Genomic DNA, 22,531 nt, shown 5'->3' on the forward strand with positions numbered 1-22,531 from the left:
TGCATCGGCATAGCGGCAGGCAGGCATATCGCCGGTGCGTGGCACGATGGCATAGCGCACCGGCAGGATGGGAATGCGTGCGCTACAGGCAGGGCCGGAGGTGGCGCTGCTGACACTGGCGTCATTCATGGACGGGCTCCTTGCTCTCGATCAATGCGTGCAGTTCGCGGAGGCGGCTCTGGGGTGACTCCTCGAGGTTGGTGTAGATCTTCCCTGCCTCATCGTTGCTCATGAGCCACATGTGCCTGGCAATCAGCCTGATGAACTGCCCGGAGACTTCCTCATCACGAAAGTTGAGGGCTTTCAGTTGCGGCAGCAGGCTTTCAATCCAGTGCCTGATGTCGGCCAGTGTGTGGAGGTCGTGTTGTGGCAGGGCTAACACCTCGTGTGCCAACGTGAGCACGAAGTGTTCATGCATGCCTGCTTGCAGCCGCTCAAGTTCAAGCTTGCGCAGGGAGAGTGGGGCTTGCGCAAAAGAACGGGCAGTGGTCGGGCTGCGTTCAAGTGTTTTCCACTCGTGAGCCGGCCCCCAGTTGATTCGCCAGGCCAGCGAACACACAGGCCCAAGCCAGGTAGTCCGATGGTCGTCATCCAGCGCATCCAGCCAGGCTGCAAGGTGGTCTGGCCTGAACTGGAAAGTGGCCAGCCCCTGACCCGGAAGCGAGATCTGTACAAGGCTGGAGAAATGGTCTACCAGCTCGGTAAAGCCAATATCGGCATTCAGCGCGATGGCACCGCCAATGGGCATCCAGGTAGATATGGCATGGGCAAGCAGTTCGGGCGCGTCTGACACGTTTACCAGCAACGGCCCAAAGTCATGGCGGTCATCCACAGCACTACCCCGCCACAGCCACGCATGCTGGGTGTTGCGGCTGACTTCATTGATTAGTTCAAGTACCGAAGGGGCATAGGCCGGGACCAGCTCGCCATTCGGGAGTATCTGGGATATTGGCCGGTAGGCCGAGTGCTCGAGCACAATGGTCATGAGCAACAGAAAGCGCGCATTGCTCCCGAAATGCACGCTTGGCAGCGTGTTTGAGGGCGCTGTTTTCATCGACCTGGCCCTCTGGTGCAGCGGCAGTCGGGCAACGGGCAGGAACCATCGGGGCGGCGCCCGCACTGACGATCCAGCGGGTTGCCATTGACCGGCGCACCGCTGATGGAAAACAGGTTGGTTGCCCCATCTGCCGATTTCAGCATCTGGCCGTTGATGCGTATTGTCGGGCTGTCCAGGGTGATGCCTGTCTCATCGATCTGAATGGAGCCCCCAGGGCCCTGGATGATCACGGCTTCTGCTGTGCGAAGCTCATAGCGGCGGGTACGCCTGCGGATTTCGCCCCGGGCTTCAAGTTCGGCATGCCCCTCGACCCGCTGCTCGAGGTTGCCGCCGATACTGGTGTGGTGATTGGCTGCGATCTGGTCGTGGCGGTGATTGCCGATGGCTTCAATACGATCCTTGGCTATCTTGATTGTCTGGTTTCGACCGATGTCGAGAGCGGCGTCATGCCCAATGGTGACGCGCTCATCATTGCCAACCGTTTCAGTGCGGTCACGGCCAATCAGAATCGATTCGTCGTTATTGACCTGTTCCTTTCGGTCGTTGCCGACCTGTGTCGTCTCATCGTGCTTGACCACAATGTTCTGGTCTTTCTGTGCGTGGATGAAGACCTCTTCCTGGCCCAGTTCATCTTCAAAACGAAGTTCGTTGAAGCCATCGCCCTTATGCGTCTGGCTTTTGATCGTCATGCGTGTTTTGTGTCGGGGCAGGTCGTAGGGCGGCAACTGATTACCGCAGTAGGTGCGCCCGGTGATCATTGGCTGGTCGGGGTCGCCATTGACGTACTGGATGATCACGTCCTGACCAATACGTGGAATGGCCATCGAGCCCCAACTGCCACCGGCCCAGCCTTGGGATACCCGCACCCAGCAGGAGCTGAATTCGTTGTCCTGGCTTTCACGGTCCCAAGGGAAGCTGACCTTGACTCTGCCCCATTCATCGCAATAGATCTCTTCACCGCGCGGGCCCACGACGGTCGCCATGTGCGGCCCATCGACGCGAGGTTTATCCAGCGGAGCAGGGCGCCACTCCGTTCTGCCGGGGACGAGCTGTGCGATTTGCTCGTAGCGTGTGCTTTGGTCGACGCCGGCGGCTTCTTCTTGCAGGCTGGTGAACTGGCTACCTTCATGAGTGACCGCAGTTACTCGCCAATGCACGTTGAAGTCAGCGCGGGGGTGGCCCGCAAGTGTAAAACCGAGGCCGGGCTGCAGGCGTACATCATCACCCCCGACTTCGGCAACACGTACATCGTGTCGCAGTGCGGTAATGCGGTTTTCAGTGAACGGTTTGCCTACGGCATCGCGCTTGTAGCGGCCAGGGTAATCGAAGCATTCGTACTCGCTGGATTGATGTTCCAGGAAGGGGCCGGTGGCTCTGTGTTCCTGGCGATAGGCCGGGTTGGTGAAGGTGTAGTCGCGCTGAACCTGACGTGCCGTGCGCACCTGTTCGCTGTAGCGCAAGCGCCGCAGGCAGGGTTTCGCCTGGGCACCACCGCTATTGGCTTGATAGAGGACTGTATTGGGATCGAGCAGTCCATCCACTTCGAGAAAGCTCTCGTCTTCATCCTTGGCCTTTTTGACCCCATGGCTGATCAGGCCAAGCGATTGCAGCCGGTCAGTGATGATCAGTTTGTGAAGTTTTTCACTGTGCTCGAAGCGGTAGACGAAGCCTTCTTCAGCAGCCAGGCGAGCGATGAACTCAAGGTCTGTCTCGCCGGCCTGAACGCAGAATTCGCGAATCTGGTGGTCCATGCTTGCCCGCAGTTCGTACTGTGCGATGCCTTGGCGCTTGAGCATCAATTCAAGAATTTGCGGAACGGTCTTGTGTTGGAAAATACGCCAGTTCGAGCGCAGGTTGGCGCGCGCCAGTTGCGGTTCGACTACCGCGCTATAGCGTGTGCGATGAGGGCCACTATCGCCTTGGTTGAACCTGCTGATCAGACCATGGACATGTCGCAAAGGGCAGTTTGCACGGGAGATGGTGAACAGTGCAGGTTTGTCGAGCAATTGACCGAAGTCTAAATCGTTTTCATGGCTGATCAATTCAAGCTCTAATTGGAAATTAGTGCTAATACCTTCCTTGAGGGTAAAGGAAACCACCTCGAACTCTAATCGGCTAGCGAGAGGTCGAAAGCTGTAATGCAGTCCAGATTGGCTAGGCATAAGAATTCCTTATCTGCCGTCTGATAGTTTGAGGGTGTCCAGGCAGCAAATCTGCCCGGAACACTCAATGCCTCAGTGGAGTGTTGGTGTTTCAAGTCTTTTGCCAGTCATCGGATCCTTCGGTACCGCAGACCTCATGGCATTCAGTGATTTTCCGGTAAGAGAACCAGACTTCAACCTCTTGGTGTCGGGGCGTCGGTGTGTCTTCTTGTGCGTGGGGCTGCTCGGTTCTCAGTTTGATGATGGTCGCGTCCGTAAGTGTGGTTCTGTAATACAGCTCATTTGGATCTTCGCTGGTTGCTCTGTATTGCGTGATTACAACTTCTGGGAGCAACTCGGCCTTGCAGATCGATTCCAGCAGCAAGGGCTTTGATTTGTTGGTTGTGAAGGTGACTTTGTAAGGGCCATGGACGCGCTTTCCCGAGGGCTGGCCGTTCTGTGGGTCGATTGGGGTGTTTATCTCGTGCTCGATTTTTTGCACCATGATCTCATCGGCGAACTCCGATTGATAAATATTACCAATCGACTCGGAAGTGCTGGCGCCCTCACTGATGTTGCCTTGTACCTTGCCGTTGATTTTTAAATAAGCTGGTGATGCCATGATGTGCTCCCAATTTCAGTAGGTGTACACGCCAATATTTATAAAGGCGTGGCCATCGGAAACGATGGACTTGTTAACGAGGCGGAGCCTCGCCATATCGTTGAAGTCAGGGGTTTCGAATTTCAGCTATTTACTGCTGTAAAATTCCGTTGAGTGATTCCAGCACCTCGGTAGTAATCAGGTGCAGGCGATAGCTATAGATTCCATAGGCCACGGCCATGGCAAGGACGGAAATCACCAAAGGGCTCCACCACGGAAATTGCCGGTTCATACGAAAGTTGCGCGGAGCCACATGGGTGTAGGGGTCACATACTTCTTCCGGGGTAGGCCCACGCAATTCACGTAGCATCCCGTGAAGTTGGTGGATGAGTGCGTTCAGCGTTTCTTCGCCCTTTGGCGCAATGGCGTACTTGCCCCTCAGGCCAAGGCACAACGCGAAGTACATGAACTCCAGTACGTCCTGGTAGCGAGCGGGCTCCTGCATCAGGCGGGACAGCACCGTAAAAAATTTCTCCCCGCCCCAGGTTTCGTCGTGGAAGATGCTGAGCAGTGGTTCCTGGCTCCAGCAGCTGTTCTTGCCCCAGGGCCGTTCCATCACCGCTTCATCGATGTACAGACACAGAGCGTACGAATACGCCAACGTTTGGGCGGGCTCGTAGCCGTGTTGGCGCATTTCTTCCTGGATGTTCTCGATCTGCTTGCGCACTTTCTGGTGTACATCTTTGATGTTTGGCAATTCATCCAGTGTGCGCAGGCGTATGACCAGGCCGAACAGCGGTGCAGCTGCGTCCAGCATCAGATTGTCGTAGCCGCCCCGTAGCTGGAAGTCTGGATCAGCCGGGTAGCCTTCATGAACGGGCTCTGGCTCTGACTTTGGCTTCTGCTCGTCGGCTTCAGACGTTGTCGAGGTGGGTGGGTTACTGGGCAATGGCGTCTTGAGCCTCGAGTACAGCCGTGTGCCTTCGACATTTGTGGTTTCGATGGGGGCATTGCTTTTCTCTTCCATCTCATTCACTCCTGATTGCCCAAAATTGCAGTTCAAGGCCGGGGAAGTCCCCCGCAATGTGGATACCGAAGCCGCTCGCGGTCTTCATGCGTGCCCACGCCGGGTCACGCCGATCCAGTTCGAAATAGTTGAAGCCTGCATGGAAAGGCAGGTCGCGAGGCGCCACCGGTAATGGGGTCAACGGGATACCTGGTAGTTGCAATGGCACCAGCTCGTTCAGTGATTCGAGTGAAGTGACTTTGACTTTCTGCACGAACATCTGGCGCAACACCTGAGGGGGCAGGTGGGCGCGCACCGCAAGGATGAAGTCAGCCTCATCGATCAGCCGGCGATCCTCCAGCGTGGTCGTCATCACGCCATAGTCCAGTGTCTTCAGTGCTAACGACACGGCGCGCGGTTGCAGGACAGTACCTAGTGCTCGGCGTAACGTGTCTTCCAGCGGCTTGAACGAGGTGCGCAGTGCTGTGTGGTGATAGGCGGGGTATTCCTGTGGCAGCCGATTTTCATCGGTAAAGGTCACGAATTCGCCACAGGCCTGGCTCATGCTCAGGTAGAGCTGTTCGGGGTGTGTCTGGGCTTGCCTGGCCAGGTGCTGGAAGCAGGGCCACCAGCGGTTCATGGCTTGCAGCAGATTGAAGTCGCGAATATCGGCGATGCCAGACTGGCCTGCTCCGCCAATGCGTGCTGCGAGGTTGCGCCCCCGTTCGCGCATGGTGTTGGTAATTTCTTCAAGAAAACGTTGCAGCGCCGGTATTGCCCGCACTGCCACGCAGGTGGGGTAGAACGCTTCATCCAGCTGCAGGCTGCCATCGGGACGGCGCTCCAGAATGCGTGCCAAGGCCAGGCGGGTGTAGGCGTTGCTGTCTTCGGCCTTGCGTTTGAGCTGCAGGTTGGGGACGGCCAGGTCGACCTGCACCAGGTCGCCGTCAGCGCTATGGGTATCCTTGATTTCCTGTGCCTGGGCGATGTAACGGGAGTCGACGGTATTGTCTGGCCAGCTCACTTCACGGCCACCATCGGTGCGCAGGGGCAGGCATAGATACACTTCGCTGTCCTTCGAAGCGTCATCTTCGATTTCCAGCGGCGGTGGTGGTGGAAGATCCGCGGGGATATCGAACACCGTGCCGTCTGGCATGATACCCCGGGCCCGGGTAATGGCGATTTTGCCCAGGGTGAGGTACTCGTCATTAAGCTGAAGTTCGCTGAAACCGTAAAAGGCTGCATTTAGGCTACCAAGGCGTTGGTGCAAGGCTGCTTCGCTAGCCCGGGCCGCCTGCTGGAAATGCTGTGGTTTGACGAACAGGCCCTCAGGCCAAAGGACGGGATTACGTGAACTCATGTGCGCTCCATGTCAGCGTGAGTAAGCGAAAAGGACAGGACAATTAGCGCCATCAGTCTTCTTCCTTGAGCAGGATCTGCGTGTCGTTGACCAACACCGACAGAATGATCTGGTGTCCGCGTGGAGGAATGCGCAGCACTTGGCGCCAGGTTGCGTTTTCCTGGCTTCGGTAGTCGCCAATTACCGCTACGAAGCGGGTCTCGGGCTCGATGGGCGCAAAGGGGATGAACTTGAACTGGCCAGGGCGCAGCAGGTAATCGTCATCACGAATGTAGGTGCTGCGCAGAACCTTGGCCGGGTCCTTGTCCAGCAGTTGATACACGCTGTTGCGTAGCAGAGAGTCGTCGCTTAACTGCAGGATCTTGATGGCAATGGGCGTAGCGACCGGCTCCGTGGGCAGGGTTGTAGTGCGCGGCAAGGTAAGCACCACTGTCGGGTCGTCGTAACTACCGGGTGTGCTTTCCTCCAGTGGCGAATAAGCCAGGTCATTGCTTTCGTCCTCGTCCATGACGACCGGCGATACAGCGGGAAATTGCTCCTGGAGATATTCGAACAACGTTCCTACTTTTTCGGTCAGTGCGTAGGGGTCTCCTGCACTCAGGCTCACGGCGTAGGGGCTAGGCTCCAGGACGCTTACATGTTCAGTTGCGATATCCAGGCTGTTCGGGTTGACATTGAGGGTAGGGCTGGCATTGATGCTGAACGCGACCTCGGTTGGGTGATCCTTGGGCGGTCCAATGGGCAGCGAAGGGTCCATGACCACTTGGCTCACTCTGCTCAGGGAAGTGCAGCCTGACAGCCCGATCAACATGGTCAACAGGGTGACTGCGAGCGGATGTCGCGTCATGAGTGTCCTCCTGCAATCAGGCGTTGCAGTGGGGTTTCGTGCGATAACCCCTTTACTGTCACTGCATCCAATGCCGCCAAGGGATCATTCCCCACGTCCAGCTCGAAGACCGAGCAGATCTCAGTGGTAGCCCGGGCAGTTGGAGGCTTTGGTTGCCAAGTCTCGGTCGGCATTTCGGCGATCAGCTGGTCGAGTACCCTATGGCCAGGGTTGAACAGATCCTCAAGTGAGCGCGCATCGGTTTGTGAGTACTGAACCAACAGCCGATAGGCGCCGACATGAAGCTGATCACCCTCAAGAAGCCGTCTCGCAGTTATCTCTCCCAGGCTGACGATGCTGTCGTTCAGATAGGTGCGATTGCAGTGATCGATCACACAGAAGCTGCCCTCGATCCAGCGGATTTCGCAGTGAATTGGTGCAACGGTCTGGTCACGGTCATTGATCAGCCAGGTGGCTGCCTTGCTGCCGATGGTGCCGCCCGTGCAATCGAACCGATACCGCGCGGTGACGGTGTGCTGCAATTGATCGAGATTGGTAATGTTCAAGGTCAATGTATTCATGAGCGCCCCCGGAACCGGACGACGGGGCTGATCTGGCCGTGGCGGTCATCGACAAAGCTGGTCCAGCCCAGATAGGCGCCTCGGCTGCGGTGCAGACAGAAAGATGACAGCGCGTTTTGCTTCAGGCGCAGTTCCAGGTCGTAGGCCAAGCCATCACGCAGTAAAAAGTCGATTAGCGCGCGCAAGCGGCCGAAGTTGATGCCGCTGGGGAGCAAGTCGCGCAATTGCGCTTGTTCCAGTTCGCTGATCACGATGGTGAACTTGCTGCTCCGGGTGCGCGTGCGGCTGCCGACCATGAACGTGCTGCCCAGCTCGCCGTTGCTGCGCCCGAGGCTTACAAGCTGTTTGGCAGTAGTGGGGACCGAGCGGGTTTCGAACTCGCGGATCTGCACATGCCTGAGGTCGAAACAGTGGGCAATGATGCCGGCCACGGTTCCCGGTGCACGGCTGCGGCTGGCAATGACACCGGCAAAACTGAGCAGCCGACTCCAGGGCAGTGCCGTGTCCCCTCGCAGCTGTTTGTCGTTCAAACCAAGCAGCGCAAAGACGTACTGTGAGAACCCATCGGTGGCTCCCGGCTGAAAGCGGATGTAGTAGCGATATTTACGCCAGATTCGATGCAGCAGGCTGAGCAGGTAGTGGTTGAAGAAATCGAAGAAAGCCGGCCGCACACCAATACCCTGTGCATGCTCGTATGCCACCTGTTCCAGGTAATAGGTGGGCAAAGGCGAGTCAGTACCGTGCAAACCCATGAAAGTGGCGCACACGCGATAGCGCTGTTCCTCGCCGGGCATCCGTTCGGCTTTGTATACGTCCGAAACGGGGAAGGTCAGCCGCGGGTCGCTGGCAAGGCGCACACGTAACCGGGTGGCCTCGCTCGGCCAGCGTGGTTCAAGGTCATCACCATGCAGGCCGTGCAAGCGCTCCAGCAACTGGAAGAAGTTGTACTGGTGCGCCTCGGCGAGCAGCTTGTCGGCTAGATCAGCGGTTGTTTGCCGGTCTGGATTGGCCATGTGTAGTGCTCGTTATTGGTGGTGTTGATTACTTCCAGTTGATGGAAGGAATTGATGCTGGCGTACAGCGCGAAGAAGTGCGCGAGCACGCAACTGAACAGGTACAAGTCGCCTTCGCAGAGGAAGGCGGCCTGGTCCAGCTTCAGCCGGGTGTGCAGGCCACGAATGGGTTGCCCCTTGATAAGCCAATCCAAGGGTGTTGTGTGAACATCGCGGATGCCATCGAGGCGCTTGCGGGTGGTGCGTGTTTGCTGGATGTCGTGCAACGCGGCGAAGTCATAGGCGCGAATGACCGCTTTCAGTGGGTCGACCGAGAGCAGCGACAGGTAGTTGAGCGACATGTTGGAGATCAAGGCCCACTGCAACTGGCCATCCAGCACCGGCCTGTACGGGCGGGTGGGGGCGCAGATGTTGGTGTAGGTAGCCAGGGGTGGCGTGATTTCGGTGAGCACGTTGATGTCATCGATGCCCAACGCCAGTGGCAGGTCGCGATTGGTGCAGGTCAGGTCGATGGACGCCGTTTCCAGCTCGCCAATGTAGGTGTTGGCATCGGCGCGTACGAAAGCGATGCGATGCGTGACGCCATCGCCGCGCAGGGATTCTTCGAGCTGGTAGCGGTAATACAACGCCGTGCGCCCTTGTACATGCTCGATTTCATGGGCGAACGATTCGAATGGGCGGAAGGTTCTCAGGTGTTCGCCGGTACTGCCGTCAGTCGTGGTGCGGGTACTGATCACCTCATCGATGCTGAAGATCTCGTAAGCGTAGCGCTCTGCGCCTTTAGGCTTCAGCTCGACCTGAGCAACGTCGCTGGACAGGTCGATAGGTTCGGCGCTGTGCTTGAACAGGTTGACTGCAGTTGTGCAGAACAGCCTGAAGTCTGCCTTGCCGACACGCAGCGAGTCGGGAAGCTGGCGGGTGAAGTGCAGCTTGATACGTACCTTGGCGCTTTGTTCTGCGGGCCACAGGCGTTCCAGTCCGGTGACAGCGAAGAAGTGAAAGCGCTGTGGGAAGATGAAGTACTCCTGCAGGATCCGGTAGCCATCGAAGACGTTCTGCGGATAGGGCAGCAGGGCTTCATCAGGGTTGAAACCCGGAAAGGCGATGCTGCTGGCCGGCAATCGGCGAACCTCGCCATTGATGGTTACGCTGACATGTTCGAGGTATTGAGAGATCCATAAATAGAGCGTGCGGGCGGTGCGGTGATCACCGCTGAGGTGGAAATCGAGGCTGGCACAGCCCAAGGTATTCAACGGCCGCTTCACCAGGGTTTGAAGATCGATGTGAACCACGGAATTGTCGAGGGCTTGGGTTGCGCCTACCGCGTCGATTTCGAACGGATGAATGTTTACAGCTGTGCAGGTGCGAAATTCACAGGCGACACCGTCCACGGGTTTTGAGAACAACCTTGAACCCTTAGGGATCTGTTGTGACTGGCTGAGCGATTGCTTGCGTGGCGTGAACTGGATGATCGTTACGCTGGGCAGCGGCCGAAGGTAGTTGGGCCACAGCAACTGCAGCATAGGGTGCGTCAGTTCTGGCAAGTCGTCTTCCAGCTTCAGTCGTAGCTTGGCCGTCAGGAACGCAAAGGCTTCCATCAGGCGTTCGACATCGGGGTCGCTACCGCCGTTGCCAAGCAGCCGAGCCAGCTGTGGGTTGTCCTTGGCGAAGTCGCTTCCCAACTCATGCAGGTAGCGCAGTTCTTCGTTGAATCGGTCCTTCAGTGACATGGGTCACCTCACTCGGGTATAGCGGTTGTGCCCGTTGACCAGCAGCTCCAGTTGCAACTGCTCCGTGTGGTCATTGACCTGTACCTGGCAGTCCAGCCTGAAATGCAACTCCAGCGGGGAGTAACAATCGGGCACTGCTTTGAGCGCATGCACCTGTATGCGTGGTTCAAAGCGCTGGATGGTGCGGCGAATATCAATGCTCACTTGCTCAAGCAGATCGCCGCTGCTCGTGTCGTGCCCGTTGAAGTCGCGCAGGCCCAGCTCAGGGCTGCTCTGGGAGCAACCTTGGCGGGCGTTGAGCAGTGTTTCGAGATGGCGCTTGATGGCGGAGAACTTGTGGGAGGCGTTCTCCTGCCGAGATGGCTCCCGATTGGCAGACTGATCCGCTATCAAGCGATCAAAAAAGCCTCTCATTGCCTGTCGAGCCGCCCGACCAGGGAGATTTCGAAGTTCGCACCCATGTATTTGAAGTGCGGGCGTACGGCGAGCGAGACCTGGTACCAGCCTGGATCACCGGCAACGTCTGAAACTTCAACGCTGGCAGCGCGTAGCGGCCGGCGGCTGCGTACATCGGCAGAAGGGTTCTCCTGATCGGCGACATACTGCTTGATCCATTTGTTGAGCTCGCACTCAAGGTCGCGCCGTTCTTTCCAGCTGCCGATCTGCTCGCGCTGCAGCACCTTGATGTAGTGGGCCAGCCGGTTGACGATGAACAGGTAGGGCAACTGAGTGCCGAGCTTGTAGTTGGTCTGGGCCTGCAGGCCTTCGGGTGTCTTGGGGAAGTTCTTCGGTTTCTGCACCGAATTGGCCGAGAAGAAAGCGGCGTTGTCGCTGTCCTTGCGCATGGTCAGGGCGATGAAGCCCTCTTCGGCCAGTTCGAACTCTTTTCGGTCGGAAATCAGCACCTCAGTAGGAATTTTGGCCTGCATCTGACCCAGGGATTCGTACAGATGCACCGGCAGATCTTCGACAGCGCCGCCTGACTGCGGGCCGATTATGTTCGGGCACCAGCGGTAGCGGGCAAAGCTGTCGTTGATGCAGCTGGCCAGCAGGAAGGCGGAGTTGCCCCACAAGTAGTTGTCATGCCGGCCGGCGATGTCCTCGTCGTAGTTGAAGCTCTCGATCGATTTCTCCTGGTGGTGGTAGGCGGAGCGGAGCATGAAGCGCGGCCCGGTCAGTGCAGTGTGACGGGCATCTTCACTTTCCCGGAAAGCACGCCATTTGGCATGCCGTGGGCCGGCGAAGATGTCCTTGATCTCCTTGAGGTTCGGCAACTCCTCAAAGCTGCTGAGGTTGAAGAACTCCGGAGAAGGTGCCGCCAGGAACGGCGCATGCGACATGGCACCGACAGAGGCCATGTAGCTCAGTAGCTTGATGTCCGGGGAGGAAGGGCCGAAGTTGTAGTTGCCGACCATAGCTGCAACTGGTTCACCACCAAATTGGCCGTAGCCTGCGGTGTAGACGTGTTTGTAAATGCCACTGCAGGTGATGTCGGCCGCGTTCTCGAAGTCATCGAGCAGGTCTTCCTTGCAAACATGCAACACCTCAAGCTTTATGTTCTCGCGGAAGTCCGTGCGGTCCACCAGAAGTTTGAGGCTACGCCACGACGATTCAAGCTGTTGGAACTCGGGCTGATGAAGAATGGCATCCATCTGTTTGCTGAGTACCCGATCCAGCTCTGCAATCATCTGGTCGACGCGATGCTTGTTGATTAGTTGATCTGGGTCATTGCTCATGAGAATTTTGGCAATGAACGCAGATACACCCTGGCGAGCAACCTGATAGCCCTCTTGAGCGGGCACCAACTTGGTTCCTGCCATGATCTGGTCGAGCAAGGTGGTATTGCTCATTGTCTCGGTAGTTGCTTCAGCGGCGACGCTAGTGTTGCTTGGCTTTGGCATTGGGACGCTCCGTTGTCTCAGTCTTCTTTTGGCGCCTCGAGCACCAGGTCGAGTTCTTTCGCGAGTTGTTTGCGGGCTTGCTCGTTGTTCAACAGATGTTGCAGTTGCTTGCGGAAAGTTGGCACGTTGCCCAGCGGGCCTTTCAGGGCGACTAACGCCTCTCGCAGTTGAATCAGTTTGTTCAGCTCCGGCACCTGGCGAGCGATGCAATCGGGCCCGAAGTCGTTGATCGACTTGAACTCCAGATTGACCGCCAGTTCCGTATCCTGCGCTGCGCCGAGCATGGATGGCACCGACATATCCAGGCGCACCTCGGCATCGCTCAGCACATTGTTGAAGGTGTGTTTGTCAATACGCATGACCGTACGGTCTTCCAGGGCGCGGTTGTCATCCAGGCCGAAGTCGCCCAAAACAAGCATCTTGTGAGGTAGCTCTACTTCGGCTTGTTCCCCACTGGTGGCCGGTACGTATTTGATGTTGATGCGCTCTTGGGGCGCAACGGAGCCGGAGGACTTGCTCATTGACTGATATCCTTGAATGTTTCAGCTTATATGTAGGAAGTGTCCTACAAATTCGTGTGTAATAATAAACATGTGCCCTTGCTTAAGTCTGTTGGTGCATAAAAACCATGCGCTCTGAGTGTGGCGGGAGTCGAGTGAAAAGATGTAAGAAAATATTTGTTTGTGTTATCTCTTGGTGATGTACTAGGCTCCGGTCGATATCGTTCGGTTTGGTGTTTTGCACTTTGTTCGGTGTGGTTGGCTGATTTTGTAGGAAAGTGCGACTTATCATGTGGGATGTGTTTACTATTTCAAAAAGAGAGTGGACTCAAGATGATTGCCCGCTATTCCTGTGGCATTGTTCTCTCGTTGATGTTTGGTCTGCCGCCGGTGTTGGCGAGCCCAGTGCGGGACTGCCCTAGAATTGTGTCTAACGTGGAGCGTCTGGCTTGCTTTGATGAAGCAGCGAATACGCCTGCATATGTAACAAAGCGGCAGTGGTCAGCACCCGAGCAAGAGGCACCCAGTGTGCTACGAGTAATGGCAAACGAAACCGCGCGAGGGCCAGATGACCTGACCTTCCTCGCAAGTACGGATGAGGGGGATTGGCGGTTGCACGGGCTGGTGATATCAGCACCGGCAATTGCATCGGCTGACCTACGCCCGTACCTGGCTATCAGCTGCGTGGAGGGCATCTCCAGGCTGCAGTTGATCAGCGCCCAGCCCCTGGACGCGAGATGGGTGAAGGTGCAGTTGCAGGGGATGCGTGGATCCACGGTTGCAAGGCCCTGGCAGGTGATGGAGAACGGCCAGGTGCTAGATGCGGGGCGGGGCCTGCCAGCCATCGAGCAGATCAAGAAGTTGATCGGGGCTGAACGCATACGGCTGCTCAGTGATAACCCCGAGGTTGATGGCCTTGTGTTCGATGCCCAGGGGCTGGACCCATTGATCAGCAAGGCGCGTAGCACATGTCGCTGGTAACTGGGTGGGGGGAAGAGCAACTTACCCGGTTGCTTATGCCGATCGATCCGGCAGTACCGGCTGGCCTGTTCGACATGGAGGACGAAACCTACCAGGCCATTGACCAGGAGATGGTCAAGCTGGGCGGGCTACAGGAGGCTTCAATCGACTGGAGCTACATCGAAGAGGCGTCCTGTCAGTATCTGGGCCAGCAGTGCAAGCACTTGCGGATCGTCGCACACCTGAGTGTCGTGTGGCTGCGCAGCGGTTGTTGGGAGCGCTGGAGCGTCACCTTGGCGTTTCTTGCCGGGATGGTGGAGCGCTATTGGGAAGCCGCTCATCCAAAACCGGGGCCCAAAGGCTTCCTGGGCAAACGCAAGCTGGTTGGCCTTGTGCTTAATCGCTTGATCGAAGCGCTGCCGCGCCTCGACCGTTTCACGTACAGCCCTGCTCATGGAATGGCCGCACAGGATGCGTTGACGCGTTTGATGCAGCAACAAGACGGCGCACAACTGGATGCGGCTGTTCTGAGCAGGCTGGAGCGGCTGTTACTTGAACACACGGACCTTGCCAATGGTGTTGGCGAGGCTGCTGCGCCCATCTCCCCGATTGCAAGCAGCCAGCCAGCGTCGCTGGCCGATGTCATTGCAAGGCCAGTGCCCCGGGCTTCAATTGGCAACGAGCGCGAAATGCGGCGTGCCGTGTTGAATATGGCCGAGCTCATCAATCAACAGGATCCCTACGACCCGGTTGGCTACCAACTGCGTCGCTTCGGCTTATGGGCCCATATCCAGACCGCGCCTGCAGTCAAACAGCGGCACTGCACGGGACTGATAGCGGTACCGCCGGAAGTTGTCGCTGGTTACGAAAATGCTGCAGCTGGCACTTCGATTGATGTTGCGTTACTGCATCGGATCGAGAAAAGCATCACGGCGGCCCCTTACTGGATCCGCGGGAGCTTCCTGGCTGCGACTGTAGCGTCACAGTTGGCGATGACCGAGGTCAGCGAGGCCATTCGTAGCACGACCGCGCGGTTTGTACAGCGCCTTCCTTCGTTACAGCAACTGTGCTTCAGCGATGGCACGGTGTTCGTCGATGGCCAATGTCTGGCTTGGCTCAAAGGCAGAGAAAGAGTGGCTGACCAAGGCGCTGCCTTTCAAGAGTTCCGCAGTCTGCGGGAGGAACTCATCTCTCAGCTGGAGGGTATCGGTGTAGAGCAGGTTCTCTTGAGGCTGCAAGGGATGCAAGCAGATCTCCATTCCCCTCGTGAACGCTCCCACACCACGCTCATCGCCGCCGATTTGCTGACGACGCGAGGCGTTTCCTGGTTGGCCCGGGAATTGTGCGTCGGAGTAGCCCGGACGATGCAGCAAACCACTGCTGCTGCCTGGGAACCCGAGGTTTTCCAAGGGCTCCAGCACTATGCGACATCTTCAGCATTGGCAGATCAGAACAAGGATCCGGAGCCCTCATGAATACACTATGGAAACAACTCAAACGCTGGGGCTTGCCCCTGGTTACCCGCATTGGCCTGGCGATGCCGTTGCTGCTCGGGCTTGGCGCCGTGCTGATGCTGATCGCCATCTGGTGGCTCGGGCCGCAATGGACGTGGGGTGAGCAACAGCCGCTAGCCGATGTGGCTCATCGCATCGTGGCGAGCCTGGTGCTTGTGGTGGTACCGCTACTTTGCGGGCTTATTGTATTAAGCATGCGCTTTCGTCAGCTGCAAGCGGAACGCAAGGAGGCGGTGGCCGTCGAACTGGATCGCGCGTTACCGCTTGTCCACGCCCAAGAGAAGGCATTGAACCAGGGGCTTGCGCGATATCTCGACAGTGCCGGCGGGCGCAGAGCCTTGTACCGGTTGCCGTGGTACCTGGTGTTGGGTGATGAACACTCCGGCAAGAGCAGCTTCGTTGAGCGTACCGACCAGAATTTTTCCCTGTCCCGCATCGACCGCGCCCAGGCGCGCGGCCACCAAGTTGAAGTGCTTGCCTACCCGGTAGGCTGGTGGGTCAGCAATGACGCGGTGATTATCGACCCACCTGGTGTTTTCATCCGCCAGGAAGCATCGGCAGGCTCGTTATCCGAGCACTCGAAAGCCCCTGAATCTTCCCTGCCGCCCGGAACTCCAGCCAAACTGTGGAACCACCTGCTGGAATGGCTATTGCAAAATCGAAGTCAGAGAGCCCTCAATGGATTAGTGCTGGTCATCGACCTGCCGGCACTGGTTCATGGCACGTCCGAGCAACGTATCGCTTTGGCCCATGTCCTGCGCGCACGTCTGTACGAGGTGAGTAGTCAGCTTGGTTCGCGCCTGCCATTGTATGTGGTGCTATCCAAATTCGATCTGCTGGATGGCTTCGACCAGCTCTATAGCAAGCTCTCGGTCTCCCGGCGGGAGAAACTGCTGGGGTTCACGTTCAAACTGGATGCGGTCGATTCGTTCGACGCCTGGTTGGACGAATACGATGAATACTACGGTCGCTTGGTCAGGGGGCTGTTCGAGCAGGTATTTGACCAACTTGACGGTCTGGGCAGTGCACCGCTCCGGGCGCGGCTGTTCTCCTTGCATGCGCAACTGGTTGGCCTGCGCCCGATATTGCTGGGCTTCCTGCGTGAAACGTTGGCGAGCGATCGGTTCACCACACCTGCATTGGTACGTGGCGTCTATTTTTCGTCGGTCGTGCAGCAAGGCGACATGCTCAATGCATTCGTTCGTGAGGCGGCACAACCCTACGAGACAAAGCTCCCCCTACGTGAAGGCAAGGCGCAAGGCAAGTCATTGGTCTACTTCATTCAGCAGGCCTTCCGAAGAGTCATCTACCAGGAGGCCGGCCTCGCTGGCGACAATGTCAGGGTGGCACGTAACAAGCGCCAGTTGTTATGGATGGGTTCCGGTGTAGGGGTCCTGGCGTTCTGTGTCGTCATTGCCACCTGGCAGCGCTATTTCGATATCAACGGCACCAAGGCAGCCAGCGTGCTTGCCAAGAGTCGGGAGTACAGCCGTCACCAGGTGGACCAGCGCCTGGACCCGACCGGGCGCAACTTGCTGGAGCCACTGGACCAGATCCGTGATGCAGTAGTGGTATTTGGCGATTATCGAGCGGCCTGGCCGGGTGTTGCTGAATTTGGCCTGTACCAGGGGCGCACCATTGGCCCCTCGATCGATGAGGCCTACCTGAGCTTGCTCTCCAAGCGCTTCTTGCCGGCCTTGGCCAGTGGCGTGATCGACGCCATGAACGCGGCTTCCCCAGGCAGTGAGCAGCAGATGGCCACGCTCAGGGTGTACCGGATGCTCGAAGATCGCCAGAACCGCCGGCCAGGATGGGTTGAGGACTGGATGGCCCGCCAGTGGCAACAGGCTTTCCCGGGCCAGGGGCAACTGCAGCGCAACCTCATGCAGCATCTGAAATACGCCTTGGCCTATGCCGATACCGATCTGCCACAGTACCGCCAGCGTGTCGCCGACGTGCAGCAGACCTTGCGCAAGGTGCCGCTGGCGGAGCGGGTCTATGCAAGCCTCAAACAACAGGCCCAGGAGCAGCTGCATACAGGCTTGGACCTGCGTCATCAGGTGGGGCCAGCATTCGATGTGGTCTATCAGCAGGCTTCTGGCTCCAGGCTGGGTGATGATGGTGTCTTGCTTGCGCCCATGCTCACTGCCAGAGGCTTCAAGGAATACTTTGAACCGCGTAGCCAGCGGTTCGCCGAGATGGCGATGATCGACCAGTGGGCGTTGGGCGAGCGAGGTCAGCTCGATTACTCGGACACCGACCGTGATGTGCTGACAGAACGCCTGCGCAGCCTGTACAGCACCGATTACATTGACAGCTGGCGGCGTGCCTTGAATGCCATTTCGGTGGCTGATTTCCGTGATCTGGACCATGGTGTCGCCATCCTGGAGCAGTTGACCGGGCCCGCTGCTCCGCTGCATCGGCTACTGGATACGGTGAGGGACAACACTGCGCTTTCATTGCCAGTGGGCCTTGATATACCGAGCGAGGCAGAAGCGCTTCGACCAGCAAGCAGCAAGCCCGAGATGCAGCAAGCGTTGGCCATCCACCGGGCATTTTCGGGCCTGAGTGCCATGTTGCAGGCAGCAGGTGAAAAACCGAGCTACTACGATGAGACTCTAGCCGCCATCGTGGCCGTACATGACTACGCCAAGGCAGTGCAGGACAGCCCGGACCGAGGCAAGGCCGCTCTGCAAGCCGTGCATCAGCGCTTCTCGATGACAGGGCACGACCCGATCAGTACCTTGCAACGAGTGGCGACGGGCTTGCCGGAACCCGTCAACCACCAAGTCCGAAAGGTGGCGGATCAGACTGCGCAAGTGCTGAACGTTGAAGCGCTGCGCGAGTTGGAGCGCCGCTGGGATGCTGAGGTTTACAGTTTCTTCCAGCAGCGCCTGGCAGGCCGCTACCCCTTTGTGGTGAGGGCGCCCGATGCCTCCCTGGATGACTTTGAGGCATTCTTCGGGCCAAAGGGGCGTCTGCAACAGTTCAATGATCAGTACCTGAAGATCTTCCTGAAGGAAAACCTCGAAGCCCTGCAGTCCGGTCAGCACGGTCAGTCGCTGATTCGCGATGATGTGATCGAGCAGTTGGAGCTGGCTGAACGCATCCGCGAAACCTTCTTCGACCAGCGCGGCAACCTGAGCGTGCAGTTCAGTATTGAGCCGTTGGGGCTGAGTGCGAATCAACGCACCAGCTTGCTGGATCTGGATGGCCAGTTGATTTCCTACACTCATGGCCCAAGCCAGATCGCCGGTATCGTCTGGCCCAATACCCAAGGGCAGCAAGTGCGCAGCAACCTTACCTTGCTCAGGCAGAACGGCAATAGCAGCAGCCTGGAGTACCGCGGCCCTTGGTCGATGTTCCGCCTGCTCAGCCGTGGCTCGCTCAATGGGAGGACGGCAACCAGTGTGGATTTGAGCTTCAGAGCGGGTGACGGGGTGATGCGCTACCGGTTGAATGCCGAGAAAGCCTTTAACCCGATTACCCAGGAGCCTTTCAAGGGCTTCCGATTGCCACGAGGTTTGTTGCAACAGCCACCCAAGGTGGCGCAGGGGAGGCAGTCGGATGAGGCGCTGTTATGAAGATCAGGGCCGGTACAAACTCAACGCTCTACCAGCCAGGTAACCGAACGTCATCCCCGGCCCCAAGGTAATACCGCCACTCGGGTAATACCCGCCCATCACGCTGTGCATGTCGTTGCCCACCGCATACAGCCCAGGAATCGGCTGCATTGCATGGTCCAGCACGCGGGCGGCACTGTCTGTTGCCAGGCCGGCAAAGGTACCCAGGCTGCCCGGCAACAGTTTCACGGCGTGATACGGCCCGTCCAGCAATGGTCGCAGCGATGGATTGGGTACCTGCAACGGCTCGCCCTGGGCCCGGTTGTAAGCCGATACGCCACGCTGGAAAAGCGGATCTTCACCCCGGGCTGCATGGCGGTTGAAGCCGTCCACCGTGCGCTGCAACTGCTCGGCATCGATCCCGCAGCGCTGCGCCAGTTGCGCCAGTGTGCGACCGCTGTGCAGGTAACCGCAGCGCTGATAGTGGCGGGTGGAGAAAGGGAAGGGCTTGGCCCAGCCGATACCATAGCGACGTTGCGCGGCGTGGTCGCAGATCAGCCAGGCTTCCGGCGCTTCCCCCTGCGGCGTGGCGGCGAACAGCGCGTTCATGAAGTCGTGGTAGCAATCGGCCTCGTTGACGAAGCGCCGGCCATCGCGGCGCACGGCGATGAAGCCGGGCTTGGCGCGGTCGATCAAGTGCGGGAAATGGCCGAAACTGCCATCGCTGCGCGGTACCCGTGACACAGGCGCCCAGGCACCCGCATGGGCCGTAGTCGACTGGACCAGGCCACCAACCTGTTCGCCCAGGCGCAAGCCGTCACCGCTGTTTTCCCTGGGTGCTGCGGAGTAATGCTGGGTACCGTCCGGCGCATGGGGCATCACTTGCGCGATGCGCTGGCGATCATGCGCAAAGCCGCCGCAGGCCAGCACCACACCGCGGCGGGCATGGATCACCTGGCCGTCGGCAAACTGCGCGCCCCTGACCCGGCCTTCGCCCAGCAGGCGGCTGGCCGGCTTGTCGGTCAACAGCGTCACGCCAAGGTCCAGGGCGCTGCGCAGCAGGCGTGCCACCAGCGCGTTGCCATTGACCAGTTGCAGCCCGCGCCGGTGCAGCAGCAGGTCGCGGGCATGGCGCAGCAGGCGCTTGCCCACATGCAGCGCCGCCTTGGGCGAGCGCGTGGCGTTGAAGAAGGCGGCCATGTCGGCGCCGCCGGCAATGCCCATGCCGGCCAGGCTGACGATGTCCAGCGGTGGGCGCAGCTTGTGCAGCCAGGGCCCGAGCAGGCGCCCGTCATATGGCAGTGCACACAGCGAACGGCCACCGCGTGCGCTGCCGTCGCCTTCGCGCATGTCGGGCATGCGGCTGCCGGACTGGAACTGGACGGCAGTGTGCTGCTGAAAGAACGCTACCATCTCCGGGCCGTGACGCAGGAAGGCGAGCTGGCGCGGGTCCAGGTCGCTGACGTGGGTTTGCGCGCGCAGGTAGCGCTCCGGGGCATCGTCGCGCTCGACGATGCCTTCGGCGATGGCCAACGGGTTGCGCGGTATCCACAGCCATCCCCCCGACCAGGCGCTGGTGCCGCCCAGCTGGCTGGCTTTTTCCGCGACGATCACCTGCAGGCCGTGATGTGCGGCAGTAACGGCGGCAGCCAGGCCAGAGGCGCCGGCGCCGATGACGAGTACGTCACATTCGAGGGGTTGCATGGTGGGGTTCCGCTCAGGTGTTGGAAGAAGGTTTTACTGCAGCGGTGAAAAACCGGTGGGCCGCAGCAGTCGCGACTGCAGGCGCAGCACCGCGCCCAGCTCGCGGTTACGCCGTGAGAACTCTGCCCAACGCGGGTCCGCTGCCATGGCTGTACGGCGTGCCATGCGCTCGTCGAGGCTGGCATAGCCCCAGATATGCACCACTTGGTTGACCTCGCCGAACTCGCTGGTGAAAAAGCCGACCAGGTTACCCAGGTGCTCGCTTTGCACCTCCAGCGCGTGGCTTTGATACAGGCTCAGCCAGTCGGCCATTTTCAGTGGGTCGAGGGTGTAGGTTCTCAGTTCGTAGTACATGCTGGGGTCTCCATGTGGGTGGTCGGCGCCTGCAGGCGCGCGGCGATGTGGTTGGCAGCGAGCCAGCCGAAGGTGAGGGCAGGGCCCAGGGTGATACCGGGTCCGGGGTAGGTGCCTTTCATCAATGAGTTCATGTCGTTGCCGACTGCATACAGCCCGGTAATGGGGTGACCGTTGCGGTTCAGCACATTGGCATCGGCATTGGTTACCAGCCCGCAAGCCGAGCCGAGGTCGCCGGTGTGGAGGCGGATGGCGTAGAACGGTCCGCGGGTCAGCGGCGCCAGGCACGGGTTGGGCATGTGTTGTGGGTCGCCCATGTAGCGGTTGTAGCTGTTGCCGCCTTTGCCGAACGCGCGGTCGATGCCGTTACGGGCGTCGGTGTTGAACTGTTCCAGGGTCTGCATGAACACCTGTGGGTCCACGCCGATGGCCTGGGCCAGGGCCTGCGCGGTTGCGGCGCGGTGCAGGTAGCCAGCGTCGATCAATGCCTGGTTGTCCACCGGCTTTGGCCGCGCCAGGCCCAGGCCGTAGCGGTTCATTGCCTCGGCATCGCAGACCAGCCAGCAGCTGGCAATGCCGTTGGCGAACATGGTCTGCACGAAGTGGTGGTAGGAGTCGGACTCGTTGACGAAGCGTCGCCCGTCCGGGTTCACCGCGATCACGCCCGGTTTGGCGCGGTCGGTGACCAGGTGCGGGAAGCGCTCACGCTCGCCACTGGCATGGCGCAGTTCGGAAACCGGCGCCCAGAAGAAGTTGGCCGCCAGGCCCTCACCCTGGGCTGCGGCCACGGCTTGGCCAAGGCGCAGGGCAGCACCGTCATTGGTGGGCGGTGACATGCTCAGGTGCGGCGTCGGCTGGGCGGGCCGGTAGCTGTCGGCGAGTGCGCCTGCAGCGAACCCGCCCATGGCGCACACCACACCGCCACGGGCCAGCACCCGTTCACGGCGCCCTTCGCGTTGCACCACCACGCCGGCGACCACGCCGCGTTCGACGATCAGCTCCACGGCTTCGCTGCGCAACCACAGCTGCGTGCCATGGGCGAAGGCGCTGCTGGCCAGGCGGGCGATCAAGGCGTTGCCGGTGGTAAGCCGCGTGCCGCGTGGGTGGTGCAAGCGGTCCCGTGCGTAACGCGCCATCAGCTTGAGGCAATGCCACAGCGACCTGGGCGAGCGGCGAATACTGAGAAAATGCTGGATATCCACGCGGTTGACCATCATGCCACCGAACAGCAACATGCCGGGCGGCGGCATCTTCAGGTTCTTGAAGTGCGGGCCGAGCTGCTTGCCGTCGTACTCGACCATCTCCAGCGCCCGGCCAAACTGAGTGGCGCCAGGTGCGTCCGGGTAGTAGTCCGGCGAGTGCGGGCGCAGGGCGTAGCGCAGTTCGGTGTTCTGCTCCAGCCAGCGCAGCGCCTGGTGGCCATGCTCGATGAAGGCGTCGACCAGGGCGGGGTCGTAGCCGTCGCCAATGACCTGCTTGAGGTAGGTGCGGATGGCCTCGGGGGAGTCCACCGCACCTGCAGCGCGGGCTTGATCGGTACCATAGAGCCACACCGCCCCGCCGGAAATCGCCGAGGTGCCGCCAAAGTGCTCGGCCTTTTCCACCTCCAGCACTTTCAACCCACGGCGGGCGGCCGTGGCGGCAGCGGCAAAGCCTCCGGCGCCGCTACCCAGCACGACCAGGTCAAAACTGTGTTGCGCGTGTTCAAGCGTCGGCATGG

At 59.3% G+C, this 22,531-nt stretch carries 18 protein-coding genes; 3 read left to right on the forward strand and 15 right to left on the reverse strand.

The features are described from left to right. Positions 1–121 precede the first annotated feature (121 nt). From M2S36_RS22880 to tssB, 12 genes are all read right to left on the reverse strand, one after another. Positions 122–1,054, reverse strand: a complete 933-nt coding sequence (locus M2S36_RS22880; protein ID WP_333957895.1) for a DUF4123 domain-containing protein — start codon at positions 1,052–1,054, stop codon at positions 122–124. Continuing rightward, the gene (locus M2S36_RS22885; protein ID WP_241106550.1) at positions 1,051–3,219 is read right to left on the reverse strand and encodes a type VI secretion system Vgr family protein; all 2,169 of its coding nucleotides are present in this window, start codon (positions 3,217–3,219) and stop codon (positions 1,051–1,053) included. Before M2S36_RS22885 ends, M2S36_RS22880 begins: the two co-directional genes overlap by 4 nt. A gap of 91 nt (positions 3,220–3,310) precedes the next feature. After that, complete coding sequence (locus M2S36_RS22890; RefSeq protein ID WP_087500852.1) at positions 3,311–3,820, reverse strand: Hcp family type VI secretion system effector; 510 nt, start codon at positions 3,818–3,820, stop codon at positions 3,311–3,313. 130 nt (positions 3,821–3,950) lie between these two features. Continuing rightward, the gene (gene icmH, locus M2S36_RS22895) at positions 3,951–4,826 is read right to left on the reverse strand and encodes a type IVB secretion system protein IcmH/DotU (protein WP_207830499.1); all 876 of its coding nucleotides are present in this window, start codon (positions 4,824–4,826) and stop codon (positions 3,951–3,953) included. Between the two features lies 1 nt (position 4,827). Beyond that, positions 4,828–6,165: a type VI secretion system baseplate subunit TssK gene (tssK, locus tag M2S36_RS22900; protein ID WP_207830495.1), complete on the reverse strand. Its 1,338-nt coding sequence runs from the start codon at positions 6,163–6,165 to the stop codon at positions 4,828–4,830. A gap of 52 nt (positions 6,166–6,217) precedes the next feature. Continuing rightward, on the reverse strand, positions 6,218–7,012 hold the full coding sequence (gene tssJ, locus M2S36_RS22905) for a type VI secretion system lipoprotein TssJ (RefSeq protein WP_207830491.1): 795 nt from the start codon (positions 7,010–7,012) through the stop codon (positions 6,218–6,220). Further along, positions 7,009–7,572, reverse strand: a complete 564-nt coding sequence (locus M2S36_RS22910) for an FHA domain-containing protein (protein ID WP_233688265.1) — start codon at positions 7,570–7,572, stop codon at positions 7,009–7,011. Before M2S36_RS22910 ends, tssJ begins: the two co-directional genes overlap by 4 nt. Continuing rightward, entirely contained in the window at positions 7,569–8,585 is a 1,017-nt protein-coding gene (gene tssG / locus M2S36_RS22915; protein WP_207830487.1) for a type VI secretion system baseplate subunit TssG, read from the reverse strand. Before tssG ends, M2S36_RS22910 begins: the two co-directional genes overlap by 4 nt. Then, positions 8,549–10,315, reverse strand: coding sequence for a type VI secretion system baseplate subunit TssF (gene tssF, locus M2S36_RS22920; protein ID WP_333957897.1), 1,767 nt, complete (start codon positions 10,313–10,315; stop codon positions 8,549–8,551). Before tssF ends, tssG begins: the two co-directional genes overlap by 37 nt. Positions 10,316–10,318: 3 nt before the next feature. Further along, on the reverse strand, positions 10,319–10,729 hold the full coding sequence (gene tssE / locus M2S36_RS22925) for a type VI secretion system baseplate subunit TssE (protein WP_233688262.1): 411 nt from the start codon (positions 10,727–10,729) through the stop codon (positions 10,319–10,321). Next, positions 10,726–12,216 (reverse strand): type VI secretion system contractile sheath large subunit, encoded by a 1,491-nt coding sequence (gene tssC, locus M2S36_RS22930; RefSeq protein ID WP_233688261.1) that lies wholly within the window; start codon positions 12,214–12,216, stop codon positions 10,726–10,728. Before tssC ends, tssE begins: the two co-directional genes overlap by 4 nt. Positions 12,217–12,233: 17 nt before the next feature. Further along, complete coding sequence (tssB, locus tag M2S36_RS22935; protein ID WP_233688260.1) at positions 12,234–12,737, reverse strand: type VI secretion system contractile sheath small subunit; 504 nt, start codon at positions 12,735–12,737, stop codon at positions 12,234–12,236. A 351-nt stretch (positions 12,738–13,088) separates the two neighbouring features. Here tssB and vasI point away from each other — a divergent pair, with 351 nt between their 5' ends. Genes vasI through tssM form a run of 3 tightly spaced genes read left to right on the forward strand, consistent with a single transcriptional unit; the run spans position 13,089 to position 18,774 of the window. After that, positions 13,089–13,697, forward strand: coding sequence for a type VI secretion system-associated protein VasI (vasI, locus tag M2S36_RS22940; protein WP_233688270.1), 609 nt, complete (start codon positions 13,089–13,091; stop codon positions 13,695–13,697). Further along, the gene (gene tssA / locus M2S36_RS22945) at positions 13,685–15,151 is read left to right on the forward strand and encodes a type VI secretion system protein TssA (protein ID WP_333957898.1); all 1,467 of its coding nucleotides are present in this window, start codon (positions 13,685–13,687) and stop codon (positions 15,149–15,151) included. The genes vasI and tssA overlap by 13 nt, the downstream gene beginning before the upstream one ends. Continuing rightward, the gene (gene tssM, locus M2S36_RS22950; RefSeq protein ID WP_233688259.1) at positions 15,148–18,774 is read left to right on the forward strand and encodes a type VI secretion system membrane subunit TssM; all 3,627 of its coding nucleotides are present in this window, start codon (positions 15,148–15,150) and stop codon (positions 18,772–18,774) included. The genes tssA and tssM overlap by 4 nt, the downstream gene beginning before the upstream one ends. A gap of 3 nt (positions 18,775–18,777) precedes the next feature. Here tssM and M2S36_RS22955 read toward each other — a convergent pair whose 3' ends face one another. Genes M2S36_RS22955 through M2S36_RS22965 form a run of 3 tightly spaced genes read right to left on the reverse strand, consistent with a single transcriptional unit; the run spans position 18,778 to position 22,529 of the window. Next, positions 18,778–20,457: an FAD-dependent oxidoreductase gene (locus M2S36_RS22955; protein WP_233688258.1), complete on the reverse strand. Its 1,680-nt coding sequence runs from the start codon at positions 20,455–20,457 to the stop codon at positions 18,778–18,780. 33 nt (positions 20,458–20,490) lie between these two features. Beyond that, positions 20,491–20,811, reverse strand: coding sequence for an NIPSNAP family protein (locus M2S36_RS22960; RefSeq protein ID WP_063913626.1), 321 nt, complete (start codon positions 20,809–20,811; stop codon positions 20,491–20,493). Further along, positions 20,796–22,529 (reverse strand): FAD-dependent oxidoreductase, encoded by a 1,734-nt coding sequence (locus M2S36_RS22965; protein ID WP_333957900.1) that lies wholly within the window; start codon positions 22,527–22,529, stop codon positions 20,796–20,798. The genes M2S36_RS22960 and M2S36_RS22965 overlap by 16 nt, the downstream gene beginning before the upstream one ends. Positions 22,530–22,531 lie beyond the last annotated feature (2 nt).

This window comes from Pseudomonas sp. SF2 (genome assembly GCF_036858055.1).
Lineage (GTDB): Bacteria > Pseudomonadota > Gammaproteobacteria > Pseudomonadales > Pseudomonadaceae > Aquipseudomonas.